General features: G+C 53.1%; 10 protein-coding genes. 9 read left to right on the forward strand and 1 reads right to left on the reverse strand.

Annotated features, from left to right (window positions below):
• The first annotated feature begins 6 nt into the window (after positions 1–6).
• From NOC_RS08055 to NOC_RS08080, 6 genes are all read left to right on the forward strand, one after another.
• On the forward strand, positions 7–591 hold the full coding sequence (locus tag NOC_RS08055; protein ID WP_011330671.1) for an ANTAR domain-containing response regulator: 585 nt from the start codon (positions 7–9) through the stop codon (positions 589–591).
• Positions 592–600: 9 nt separating this feature from the next.
• Complete coding sequence (locus NOC_RS08060) at positions 601–2,187, forward strand: PAS domain S-box protein (protein ID WP_002810284.1); 1,587 nt, start codon at positions 601–603, stop codon at positions 2,185–2,187.
• Between the two features lie 617 nt (positions 2,188–2,804).
• Positions 2,805–3,629 carry a tyrosine-protein phosphatase gene (locus tag NOC_RS08065; RefSeq protein ID WP_002808812.1) on the forward strand — a complete coding sequence of 275 codons (825 nt, stop codon included), beginning with the start codon at positions 2,805–2,807 and terminating at the stop codon, positions 3,627–3,629.
• 82 nt (positions 3,630–3,711) lie between these two features.
• Positions 3,712–5,973, forward strand: a complete 2,262-nt coding sequence (locus NOC_RS08070; RefSeq protein ID WP_011330673.1) for a GumC family protein — start codon at positions 3,712–3,714, stop codon at positions 5,971–5,973.
• A 9-nt stretch (positions 5,974–5,982) separates the two neighbouring features.
• Positions 5,983–7,596 carry a DnaJ domain-containing protein gene (locus tag NOC_RS08075; RefSeq protein ID WP_002811655.1) on the forward strand — a complete coding sequence of 538 codons (1,614 nt, stop codon included), beginning with the start codon at positions 5,983–5,985 and terminating at the stop codon, positions 7,594–7,596.
• On the forward strand, positions 7,596–8,930 hold the full coding sequence (locus NOC_RS08080) for a hypothetical protein (RefSeq protein WP_011330674.1): 1,335 nt from the start codon (positions 7,596–7,598) through the stop codon (positions 8,928–8,930). The genes NOC_RS08075 and NOC_RS08080 overlap by 1 nt, the downstream gene beginning before the upstream one ends.
• A gap of 63 nt (positions 8,931–8,993) precedes the next feature.
• On the opposite strand, the gene tnpA is transcribed toward NOC_RS08080, so the two are convergent.
• Positions 8,994–9,407 carry an IS200/IS605 family transposase gene (gene tnpA, locus NOC_RS08085; protein WP_011330675.1) on the reverse strand — a complete coding sequence of 138 codons (414 nt, stop codon included), beginning with the start codon at positions 9,405–9,407 and terminating at the stop codon, positions 8,994–8,996.
• 56 nt (positions 9,408–9,463) lie between these two features.
• On the opposite strand from tnpA, the gene NOC_RS08090 reads away from it, so the two are divergent.
• The 3 genes from NOC_RS08090 (at position 9,464) to NOC_RS08100 (ending at position 12,871) form a co-directional block, all read left to right on the forward strand.
• Positions 9,464–10,657: an RNA-guided endonuclease InsQ/TnpB family protein gene (locus NOC_RS08090; protein WP_002811516.1), complete on the forward strand. Its 1,194-nt coding sequence runs from the start codon at positions 9,464–9,466 to the stop codon at positions 10,655–10,657.
• Between the two features lie 56 nt (positions 10,658–10,713).
• The gene (locus NOC_RS08095) at positions 10,714–11,253 is read left to right on the forward strand and encodes a hypothetical protein (RefSeq protein WP_002808990.1); all 540 of its coding nucleotides are present in this window, start codon (positions 10,714–10,716) and stop codon (positions 11,251–11,253) included.
• A 112-nt stretch (positions 11,254–11,365) separates the two neighbouring features.
• A complete protein-coding gene (locus NOC_RS08100) occupies positions 11,366–12,871 on the forward strand; it encodes an O-antigen ligase family protein (RefSeq protein ID WP_002808642.1) in 1,506 nt (501 codons plus the stop codon).
• The last annotated feature ends 9 nt before the right edge of the window (positions 12,872–12,880 follow it).

Genomic DNA, 12,880 nt, shown 5'->3' on the forward strand with positions numbered 1-12,880 from the left:
GTTAAGGTGAGCCCATGTAAAATACTACTAGTGGATGATGAGCGCTTCGTCCTTTCAATGCTGGCACAGGGATTACGTAACGTTGGTTATGAAGTGTTTGAAGCAGTCTCCGGTCAGGCGGCCATGCTTTTTGCCGAGGAGGTCAAGCCTACTATTGCGGTTGTGGATATTCGCATGCCGGAGATGTCAGGTATAGAAGTGGGCCACTGGTTCAGGAGGCAAGGGATTCCTTTCATTTTTCTCTCTGCCTACGATGATAATGAAACAGTAAAAATGGCTGCCAAAGCAGGCGCGTTAGGCTATCTTGTTAAGCCTATCGGAGTTCCTCAGTTATTACCCACCATCCATGCTGCCAGAGAACGCGCCGATGAAATTGGAAGGCTTAAGGAAACGGAATCCCAATTGAATGCGGCCCTAAGAGGGAGTCGGGAAATTAGTATCGCGGTAGGGCTATTAATGGAGCGTTACCACCTTACCGAGAAAGATGCCTTTGAGCGCCTGCGGACCCATGCCAGAGTACAACGCTGCAAGTTACACGATTTAGCGCGAAATATTATAGGCGCCAGTGAGCAACTTAATTGTTTTAAGTAAGGTATAAAATTGAGCAATTCTGGGGTAGACCAGAAGCGGGTTAAAGGCAAAGCTACGCTTAATTTAGTTGCCGATTGCGCGAAGGAAGTGTGCCGAAGTGAAGGATGGGTCGATGGAGTGACGGCAGTGTTAGAGCGTATCGGCAAGGAATTTTCTCTGGGCCGTGCGTACGTAGCGGAATACCTGCTTACAGAATCCTCTGAATTACAGCTGTTCATTCATCAGGAGTGGCCAAAGTGTTACGGGAAGCTTGCTATTGGCAGCTCTAAGAAAAAGCAAGTTTTTTTGGGACGTAGAGAAGTTATCCACAAGTGGTGGCAGAGCTTGTCCCAGCAAAAAATACTGCCGATCAAGATAAATAATTTTCCATGGGAAGCGCGCCTCGAACTTGGCTCCGCAGAGGGAGGCACTTTGTTGGCTATTCTCCTTGTTGTGGAGGGGAAACCATGGGGCCTTTTGGGTTGTTATGAAAACTCAGAGCGTTGTTGGAATAAGCAAGAGATAATAGCATTACAGCTCGTTGGAAAGATTCTGTCAGCTTCTATTGAACGGGGTAACAAGCTTAGACAGAGAATGGAAAGGCGGGAGAAACTCGCAAAATTAGTTGAAAAAATTCCTGAGATTTTTTGGGCGCTGGAGAATAATAAACTAAAGCTATTATATGTTAGTCCTGCATTTGAGCGGATGTGGGGTTGTTCGCAAAAAGAACTTGCCAGCAACCCGGTAGGATTTCTAAAAAACACCCATCCTGAAGAGAGAAGCTGTAGCGAGGAAGGTATCTTTAGCTCGAATTTTTTGCAAAAACAAAGAGAATCCTCGATTCATGAAGAGCAATTTCGCATCCTCACCCCGGATGGTAAAACCCGGTGGATTAATATGCGTAACTCAATTTTAATTGAGGGGAAGGAGAGCACCGGACTGATGATGGGGTTGGCAACGGATGTTACTGAATACAAACAGCAGGAAATGCGTTGGTTGAGCCAGAGGGAGTCATTGATAGGGGAGGTACATCATCGGATAAAAAATCATCTCCAGGGACTGATGGGTCTATTGGAGCAGCATATCCACCATGCTCCCGAGCTAGCTCAACCTATCCAATCGGCCATTAGCCAGATTGCTGCAGTGTCTGCTATCCATGGTCTTCAGGCGAGCAATAAAGGTGGCCAGATAAAATTAGCAGAAACGGTGGAAGCGATTTGTCAGAATACCGCCCGGCTCGCTGATTGCAGTATCCATCTGGATGTTATTCAGTCAGCTGGCCTTGTTATCATCGTGGAGCAGGAAGCCGTTCCAGTGGCCCTTATCGTCAACGAATTGGTACTAAACGCCTGCAAGCACAGGAATTCAAACAAGGGAGAGATCCAGGTGCGGGTAACCATGAATGCTCCCAGGAAAAGCGCTGAGCTGCTAATTCGCAATAACAAAGCCCATTTGCATAAAGAGTTTGATTTTAATTCAGGCCAAGGGCTTGGCACAGGGTTGGGATTGGTCAAATCGTTACTGCCTCCCGTGGGCGCAATGCTTACCATTAAAGAGCGCGAAGGTGGAGTTGAAGCCTGCTTTAAGCTAAGTTTACCCGTCCTTCGGTCTGCCTAACATTGGAGTTTGGCAATGACTGGCTGCGGCTCGCTCTCTCTTCGCCTTGTTAAGCTGGCCAATTTGCGTTTCCTCGCAGCCCTCGGGCAAGCTGGGCCTGCCTGCCGCAATTAGAGGGGGCGTCATACTTCCCTGCCTTCCTGAATGTTTCTAGGTGTCGGTATTCAGCTTTGAGAGTATCCTTTAACACATCTTCCTAATAACTTGACACCGTTAACTCCTTTGTCATACCGTATCCAGAATATGTTGGCCCTAGACCTCGGCAGCATGTCATAGAAATGACGATTCTATGTGTTTCCCCAGGGATATTACCCTGTTGTGTATGCGCCTCTGTCCCAGCCCCCGATGGCGTATTGTTGCAAGTAGAGAAAATCTATAAGCCTGGATAGGATTAAATTTTTCAGATCCTGAAAAACAATAATCTGTCGGCGTTAATTTTAAAAACGCCTGAGTTTCCGGAATGCTTTAGTCTATTAACAGACTGATTTGCCATGACTTGCGAAAATAACATCCTTTGCTATCTCTACGAAAAAAGCACCCCTTTACCAACATGAAGAAGCGACTGGCTATTTATGAAATTTGCCCGGTAGGGCGGTAGCGTGCTTAAGGCGTTGAATATGATTGATTTGCATTGCCATATTTTGCCTGGAATCGATGACGGGGCTTCTGATTTGGATACTTCCCTAGCCATGGCTCGCCTGGCGGTAGGAGAGGGAGTATCGACCATCGCGTGTACGCCCCATATCTATCCCGGGCTCTATGAAAATACAGTAGAGGGAATTCGGGCAGCCATAGAAAAGTTACGCTTGGCGCTGGCTGCCGAGGATATCCCGCTAGCATTGGTTATGGGCGCGGATATCCAAATTACCCCTGATCTGGGGAGAAAGCTGCAGACGGGTGAGGTGCCTACCCTAAACGGTTCCCGCTATTTTCTCTTTGAGCCGCCTCACCATGTTTGCCCGCCAGGGTTCTCCGAACTAGCCTTCCGATTTTCCGCCATGGGTTATGTGCCCCTTATCACCCATCCTGAGCGGCTGACTTGGATCGGCGATCACTATGAGGTGTTCGTTGACTTGGCGCTAAAAGGAGTTTGGATGCAGATAACCTCAGGCAGTCTTACCGGCCGTTTCGGGCGTAGCGCCCGCTATTGGGGAGAGCGTATGCTGGATGAGGGATTAGTGTATCTGCTTGCAACGGATGCCCATGGTTTGGAGCGCCGCCCGCCTTTGTTGAGCGAAGGGGCCATAGCTGCAGAGAAATGGGTCGGCGAGGAAGAGGCTAGGCGGCTGGTCAAGGGCCGGCCCCAAGCCATTCTTGCCGATGAGGCGCCTGATTCTGTTCCCCTTCCCCCCGCACTTAGGCCAGGAGTGGGTCCGGCGATTGGGACAAACCCGGCGGGAGTGGGACAACGGTTGTTCCGGTGGCTTGGGATTGGAGAATAAATTTTACCTACTCTCTTCTACTATCTTCTCAAGGCGCTTAAAATTGGAATCTGCGACACTGCATACTTAAAGGGAAGGCCCAATGAGCAACGAAGAGCAATCTCATCTTCCGGTTCCTAACCCTCAATCCGCCGGCGCGTTGGCCGATCGCCCCTCCTCCTCCATGGCCTTCCCGCAGTCGGGAGAATATCGCGGCCATCATGATGAGGATGAAATTAATCTGCTTGATTTATGGCAGATTTTAGTTCGCCGTAAGTGGACGGTGATTGTCTTTTTCCTCATTGTGACCACAGCAGGGATTACCGCTAGTTTTCTGATGACTCCTATTTATCGGGCTGGTGTTACTTTGCTTATCGACCGTGAGCCGCCAAAGGTGGTGGACTACCAGGAGATTGCGCCGGTTGAGTCGCCGGCCTCCCGGGAGGATTTCTACCAAACCCAATACGGACTTTTAAAAAGTCGTAGTCTAGCAAAGCAGGTTTTTGAGGAACTTGATTTGGCCCATCATCCGGTTTTTGCCGTGGAACAGAAACCCTCCTTTTGGAGCAGGCTTATGTCCAAGGAAGAGGAAACGGGGGGGCAGGAAAAAGAAAAGCTGATTGAACGGTTTCAAGAAGAAATTACCGTGGAACCCGTCAGAAATTCCCGGCTGGTAAAAATCTATTATGACAGTCCCGATCCGGAGCTATCCGCCCAGGTGGTCGAAACATTGGGCCAGGCGTTTATTACTGCTAATTTGGAACGCCGTTATGATGCTACCGCCTATGCCCGTGATTTTCTAAAAGATCGACTCCTGCAAGTTAAAGCCCGGCTGGAGGAAACGGAGCAAAAATTGGTTGAGTATGCGAACAATCATGAGATCATCACTTTTGAGGAAGGCCAATCCCTTGCGGCGCAAAATTTAAAAGAAATAAGCGCCTCCCTTTCTGAAGCCCAGCAAGAGCGAGCCAAGGCTAAGGCGCTTTACCAGCAGATGCAAAAAACCAAGGGCCAGGGCCTCTCCCAAGTGTTGCAAAGCTCCATGATACAGCAGCTTAAGGAAAGCCTGGTGCGACTAGAAGGGGAATATGGAGAAAATCTTCATATTTATAAACCGGACTATCCCAAGATGAAGCAGCTCCGCGACCAAATCGACAAGCTGGAGGGAAAAATCGACGGGGAGGTAAAAAATATCCGAACCGCCATCCAGTCAAACTATGAAGCGGCGGTAAGCTTGGAAAATTTATTGGCGAGCAAGGTGAAGGCGGCCAAAGAGGAAATCAAGGATCTGGCGCAACGAAGCATTGAGTATCAGGTGCTTAAGCGGGAAACCGATACCAACCGCCAGCTCTACGAAGGGCTGCTGCAGCGTTATAAGGAAGTTGGCGTGGCTGGCGGCGTGGGACTCAACAATATCTCGGTCGTGGACCCGGCCAAAATTCCTTTGGAATTCCACACCCCCAACATTCCGCTCAATACCCTTGTGGCAATGCTGTTAGGGCTTTTTGGTGGCATCGGACTGGCATTTCTGTTTGAACATTTAGACGATACCTTGAAGCAATCGGAAGACATGGAGCGGGTGCTGGGATTATCTGTCTTGGGGCTTATCCCCGCCATTCCTAAGCCGGACAAAAGCCTTTCCGGGGAGGGAGGGCTAGCCTTAATAAGTATTGAGGATAAGCGATCGGCTTTTGCGGAAGCCTATCGTTCCGTGCGTACCGCCTTGCAGTTCTCCACCCCCGAGGGGGCGCCCAAGAGCCTGCTGGTGGTCAGTACCAGCAAGGGGGAGGGAAAGAGCACGACAGCGGCAAGCTTGGCCATTCACTTTGCCCAGGCCGGACAAAAGGTGCTCTTGGTGGATGGGGATTTGCGTAGCCCTTCCCTGCATCGGATTTTGGAAACCCCCAACGACACGGGGCTGACTCACTATTTGGCCGGGGAAGCCACGCCGGTGGACATCAGTCAGCCTACCACCATTCCTAACCTTTTTCTGATTACCACGGGTCCTTTACCCCCCGACCCCGCCGGATTGTTGGGGAGCGCGAAGATGATGTCCTTGCTTTCCACGGCCAAGGAGAAATTTGATCATGTCATCGTGGATTCTCCACCGGTGCTAGGATTAGCGGATGCATTGATATTGGGTAATCTGGTGGATGGGACTTTGTTCGTCGTCGCTGCGGGACATACCCGGCGGGCGTTTGCGCAAGGGGCGATTAAGCGACTGGAAATGGGCCATACTCGGCTTCTGGGCGGGATATTAAACAAATTCGATAGCCGCAGCCATGGCTACGGCTATCACGATTATTACTATTATCAGGGCGATTCCTCGCCTTCTTTACTTTCTTCGGATCAAAAGGTTGCTTAACGGTCTCCTATGGCCGAGTCATCCAAAAAGCTGATAGGGTTACTGCTGGCCGCTTACCGGGATCCTCTCCGATATCAGCAACGGCTGAAAGGCTCCTTGCCGGAACCTTTTCAAAAAGTTTTACAACTCGCGGCGGGCAAAATGCCGGAGGAAATCCAGTCCTTGTGCGCGCGGTGGAACAGCAACCCAGAAGAGTTACGCAAAGCGGCCATCTTTTATGTGGAGCAGTCCTGCCTCCATGATGAGGAGAGTCCCTACCGGATCCTCGGCCTAAATCCGGGCGCCGATCGTCGCAAAATCCGCGCCCACTATCATCTTCTAATGGGGCTCCTTCATCCAGACCGGGCGGAGGCTAGCCAAAGCTGGAGAGATGCCTACGTGGTCCGGGTCAATGCAGCCTATCATAAGCTTCGCTGGTCGGATGGCCATCAAGCCCATGGCGGGGAGACCCAGGTTGCGAAAGCGAAAAACAAGAACAGGGCGCCCGTTCATTCCCGCCAGCGCGGACCAAAACAGAATTTTCTGCTCTACTTGGTGCAGCGGTTTCCCAGAAGCATTCGTTATTTACCCCATTTCATTCTCGGGAGCGGAATGGTCATTACCCTCACATTAATGGCGAATCTTTATCTGCTTCACACCAGAGAGGATGGGGCGAAAGCACCCCTGCCGCCAGAGGAAAACGTCTCTTCCTTAAAAATAGCAAGCATGAAGCCGGAAGAATCTCCGACTCGCCCCGTACCGGAATCGCCCCCGTCCCGGTGGGAGGAGGAAGTAGCCCCATTCGCCCGCCAGGCAGATGAAGAAAAGGTGAAAGCCGATCTGAAGGAAAACCAACCACTAAAAAAGCAGGGAGATGCAGGCCCTCCAGAAGCGCCCGATCCTTCCTTGGCGGCCCCCCAAGCCCGGATTGAGAAAAAGCCGCTATCGATCTTGTCCCGGGAGCAGGCGCCAACGGCAGCCCCATCCCCCCCCGACTCCCCATCGCTTGCTTCCGATAAAGCATTTTCCCCTGGGCCGGTGAAAACCGCCCGGCAAGCTCAACCGGAAGCGCCTCCTCCCTTGCCAGCAACGCTTCAGCCCTCCACGCCTCCCAGGGAGTCTCGGCCTGGGCCGTCCCTAAAGGAAAAAGATTTTGCCGAGAAAAAGAAAAAAATGGCTTTCTCTGGGCTGCCCGGCGCAGCGCCTAATTCCGAAAGCCGTGAAGAGAGGGCAGGGAGGCCACACGAACCCGCGCCATTAGCGGCCTCTTCCGAGATTAAACGCCAGGCGCTAAATCGCCTTATAGAGCATTTTGTAACAGCTTATCAACAGGGTAATTTGGATAAGTTTCTCAGGCTATTTAGCGGCGACGCCAGCACCAATGATTATAGGGGCAAGGCGGCTCTCCGGCAGGACTATACCCGGTTTTTTTCTTCCACCCAGCGGCGGGAGTTGCGATTACAATCCCTCCAATGGCGGATTAAGGGCGACAGGGCCCAAGGAAAAGGACGCTATATCGTGCAGATTGCCAAAGCCAGCGGCACCTTTGAAGGCAAGGGGCAGATTCGTTTTCAAGTGCAAAACCAGCGGGGTGCCCCTCTGATTACGGGGCTTTTCAACACCGTGGATAGCGGACTTCAATAATGCACCTTCCTCAAACCGAGCACAGCCAATCGAATATGACTCTTTCCGGGCAAGCCGAGGCTGTGGAGCCCCGGGATAGGGATTATATCCTGCGAATAGCGCGGCTGATCGGCTGGTTAGTCATCGGCGCCATACTCGTTTGGCGTATTGTCGTGATGGGCATGGCCGAATATTATGCACGGGAGGCCCCGGAAGAAGCCTTGGCATGGGACGCCCGGCACTCCCTTGCGTTGCGCAATCAAGGGGAACGCCTACTCGCGAGCGCGCCGGAGCGGGCCACTCAGCTATTGCAGGAATCCCTGTGGCAGAACCCCGCCGATGGGCGAACGTATGCTTTACTGGCCCTTCTTCGGGAAAGGGCGGGCAACGTGGATGCCGCCCGGCAGCTTATGGAGCGGGCTTCTTTGCTGGCCCCTCGGTTGTGGCCGGTACAGTTGGAGATCGCCGCTTTCTGGTTGCGGCAGCGGGAGTTGGAACGGGCGGTGCAAAGTTGGGATACCGCTTTACAGATGCAGCGTGCTCTTTCCAAGGAAATTTTTCCTGCCCTGCTTGGCATTGCCGAGTATCCCAGCCTACGCCCGGTTCTGCATCCCTTGGCCCAATCCGCTCCGGCCTGGTGGCCCGCCTTTTTTACCTACGCGGCAGTCAACACCGCCCAGCTTGAGACCTTGCGTGATTTATACCATGCTGCGGGAGAGACAACCGCTACCACGGAAGAGCGGCGGGCATTTATTTCCCGGTTGCAACGGGAAGGCCACTGGCTGGAAGCCTATTTTACCTGGCTAAATGCCCTTGATGAGGCGGCCCTGCAAGGGCTGGGGAACCTTTTCAATGGCCATTTCGAACAACCCCTTTCAAACGGCGGGTTTGGGTGGCACTTTAAGCGGCCCCGGGGCGTGGAGATCAATACCGCCCCTACTTATGGAATGGAGGGTAAACGGGCCTTGCGGGTGGCGTTCCTAGGGCAGCGCGTTCGTTTTCAGCATTTATCCCAACCGCTTTTATTACCGCCTGGCCACTATCAGATGGAGGGTAATGTTCGGTTGGATAATTTAGAGACCACCAAGGGCCTGCGATGGGTCGTGTCTTGTCTGACACCTGCTCAGCCGCGGCTGGCTGCTAGTGAGCATTTTGTGGGCGCCAGCCTCTGGCGCCGGTTTAACTTTTCTTTCGATGTGCCAAAGGAAGAGTGTGCGGCGCAGCTGTTGCGCCTGGAACTGGAGGGGCGCGCGCCTGCTGATTTCGAGGCGCGTGGGGTCGCTTGGTTCGATAGCCTAGCGATTGGGCGGATTACGGAATCAACTTTAGCGCGGAATTCCGCTCCTTCGGATTAGCAAAAATCCGCGTAAACTCCTGCCCCCTCGGGCGGGGATACAAGCGGGAACTGCACAGCAGTTCTAGTCGGGTGTTTTCTGGCTTTGCACATAGGCTTTAAGTGTCTCGATAGTTGCCCCGCCCGCGCTACAAGCGAAATACGATCTCGACCACAGCGCGGCGCTCTTGCTCAAGTTCGGGAGGTGGGTATTCAACAAGCGCACGCGCCGGGATGAGGTGGACTTCAAGTTGTTGACCAACACGCTGATCGACAGCTTTGGCGGGTATTCCACGAGCAAATGGACGTGGTCTTCCTCGCCATCGAACTCAAGGATGCGGCAATCGAGTTTCTCGCAAGCTGACTCAAACGCCTCTCGTAGCTGCCCGAGTATATAGCCATCGAAGACCTTGCCTCGGTACTTCGTTGTGAAAACGAGATGGACGACAAGCCGCGTAACGCTGTGTCGGCCTCGTCGATAATCTTCTTGCACACTCACTTGATTTTCTTCGTTGCAGCCTTTAATCTGTAGGCATTGTAGCAATGAACACTGATATGTTGAAAGCCACAAAGATACGCCTCTACCCTACGAGGGAGCAGGCGGAGTTTCTGAACCGCCAGTTCGGTAGCGTGCGGTTTTGCTATAACACCGGCCTTCGCATTATGTCTCACCGCTATAAGCGACACGGCCAATCCTTGAGCGCCAAGTATGACATCAAGAAATTGTTGCCTGTGGCCAAGAAGTCCCGTAAGTATGGATGGTTGAAGGAGGCGGATTCGGTTGCGCTCGCTCAAGCGTGTATCAATCTCGACAAGGCGTTTCAGCGTTTTTTCAAGGAAAAGAAAGGCTATCCCCGGTTCAAGCGCAAGCGTGGCAAGCAGTCGAGCTACCATTGCATGAGCGTGAGCTGCGGTGAAAGCTGGGTCAAGGTGCCGAAGCTCGGCCCCATCAAGGCTAGAGTTCATCGGTCCGTTGAGGGCAAATTGAAAAGCATCACCCTGTCGCGCACCGTTACCGGCAAACACTACGCGTCTCTCCTGTATGAAACCGAGCAACCTGTCCCTGAGCCGATGACGGCTATCGACGCCACCAAGGTGCTCGGCTTGGACATGGGTCTCTCGCACCTGGCGATTGACTCCACTGGACGAAAAGTAGCCAATCCACGCTTTATCAAGCAGGTTCAGAAAAATCTCAAGCGCAAGCAACAGTCGCTGTCACGAAAGCAAAAAGGCAGTTCCAAACGAGCAAAAGCACGCCTACTGGTCGCTAAGGCTCACGAGCGGGTCGCTGATGCCCGCAGTGACTTCCAGCATAAACTGTCCCGGCAGATCGTTGACGACAACCAAGCGGTGATCGTCGAGACGCTGAAAGTCAACAACATGATGAAGAACGCCAAGCTCGCCAAGCATATCGGCGATGCCTCTTGGCACGCCTTGATCGCCAAGCTGGCATACAAGGCCAAGGAGCAGGGCAAACATCTGGTCAAGATCGACCCCTGGTTTGCCAGCTCAAAAACTTGCCATGTATGCCAGCACAAGATGGATGCCATGCCACTAAATATCCGGTCGTGGGCGTGCCCTACCTGCCACACGCGCCATGACCGCGACATCAACGCGGCGCTGAACATCCAACATCAAGGCATTTTGAAGTTGAAGGCGGAAGGGCTGTCCGTCTCTGCCCATCGAGGCTTGCGTAAATCCGGCATGCCGCCGGTGGCTGCCGTTGAAGTGGGAAGCTCCGTCCGATAGGGCGGAGAGCAGTCACCCAGAGCGCTATTAAGTTCTACTTAGAAAAGGAGAATTGTATGAAAAGAAAAAGCTTTTTTATGGTCATCGTGGGGCTGGGAATTAGCTTATCGGCCCAGGCGGAACCTTCCTTTTTAACCTTGTCCCAGGTTGAGGGCATCGTGCTGGTCAATCAGGACAAGCAATTCGCACGGGCCCATAACGGCATGGTTCTAAGAGAAGGCGACCGGGTGGTAACCATGAAGGAATCCCAGGTAGCCCTGCGGTCCGAGCAGCATGATTGCGGCACATTTCTGCAGGAAAATAGCCTGCTGACCGTCCCTGGCAACTTGAATTGCGAAGCCCTCACCCATACGAAAACGGAGCGTTATGCTGCCTTGGGCGATGAGGTTACGGTTCCACCAGCTCCAGGGACGGGCAACGCGGCTCCTCAGGGAGGAGGTAGCACTGCTGCTGCTACTACGCCGGGGACTACCGGGGGCGCTACCGGTGGAGGGATAAGCGCCACTGCTTCCCTTATTGTAGGGGGAGTCGTGGTAGCCGCCGGGGGTGGTCTTGCAGCAGGTCTGGCAGCAACCTCGGAGGCGAGTCCCGATTAGAGATCATCTCTATCCTAAATCCTCCCCCTCATGAAGGGGGAGGAAGGGGAAGGGTTTGTTCCCGCCAAAAAGGAAGAAATAAAATTTTTTCCCCATTCATAAAATATGAGCCATGAGTCCTAAGCTTTCTTCCCGTGGTTTAGAAGAAAAACGCACCCTTTGGATCGTGCTGGCTATCGTGCTCCTGTTTGCCCCTTTGTTTCGGGCCGGGAACAGGCCACTACCCCTGATGATCCTGGAGTTGGCGGCCTTGGTGCTGCTCGCTCTATTTTGGATTCAGTGGAAAAAACAGCGGTCCATCAGCGTTGCCGAGACCGTCATGGTGGGGGGGATTTTGCTTATCCCCTTACTCCAGCTCATCCCTTTGCCCCCACAATTCTGGGCCGAGTTTCTCCCCGGGCGGGCCTTTTACGCCGACGGGCTTCGCCATGCCCTGGGGGAGCAATTTTTTTCCGGGCACTGGCGTCCCCTGGCCCTCATTCCCTCCTACGGAGAGGCCGCCTGGCTAGCCTTGCTTCCTCCGGTGGCGGTTTTTCTGGCCGTCCGGAGTTTGTCTTCTCAGCAGCTACAGAGGCTGATCTATTTATTTTTAGCCATGGCTACGTTCCAGGCCGTGCTGGGGTTAATTCAATACGGCGCGGGTCCAGAAAGCATCTTTCGTTTAGGCAATCAACATTATAGAGACAGCGCGGTAGGCACGTATGTCAGCCGCAATCACCTGGCGGGCCTGCTGGAAATGGCCTTGCCCCTTGCCCTGGCGCTCCTTATGGCGACGGTGGGGCAATCATCCCAACTTGCCTATCAGCGGGGGGGATGGCGCCAGCGCCTGCTAGCCTGGGGCAACCGGCGGGGCAATCGTTCCATGCTGTATGCCGCCATAGCCCTGGTGATTTTGCTGGGTATCATATTTACCCGTTCCCGGGCGGGTATTCTGTTGGCCATGGTGGGACTCTTTCTAAGTTTTCTGGCCTTTGCGGGAAAAATTGGCAATCGAAAAACCTACGGTACAGTGGGGGTGCTCGTCTTCGCGGGGTCGATACTAGCGATAGAAATTGGGCTTGCCCCGGTCTTCAATCGTTTCGCGGCCTTGGATGAGCCCATGCAAGAGGGGCGTTGGGGGATTTTTTCCGGGACACTGGGCGCCATTGGCGAGTTTTTTCCTGTTGGAAGCGGCAGTGGAAGTTTCGCGGCAGTCTTCCAACGTTTTCAGCCGGCGGATTTCGTGGGTGGATTCGTTCACCGGGCGCACAATGATTATCTGGAGTGGCTCCTGGTAGGCGGGTTACCGGTTGCCGTCCTTATTATCGCCGGCCTTTTGCTCTACTTTTGGCAGTGGTTCAAAGTCTGGCGTGGTAACCATGATTCCAGCTTCTCTTTTATTCAGATAGGAGCGGGGATAGGGCTGCTCCTGCTGCTGCTCCATACCCTGGTGGACTTTAATCTCCATATTCCCGCCAACGCTATTTTTTTTGCTTTTCTCCTGGGAATCTTTTTTCATCCGCCAAAAGCGCGGGAGCGCAGGCGGCAAAAAGAAACAATATTGTCAGTGGCAGAGGCCATGCCCTTGAAGCTGCGGGAAATACCACCGGAAAATCAGGTCAATCCTTTTGCTGGATGAGTTTTAAGT

Source organism: Nitrosococcus oceani ATCC 19707 (assembly GCF_000012805.1).
Classification (GTDB): Bacteria; Pseudomonadota; Gammaproteobacteria; order Nitrosococcales; family Nitrosococcaceae; genus Nitrosococcus; species Nitrosococcus oceani.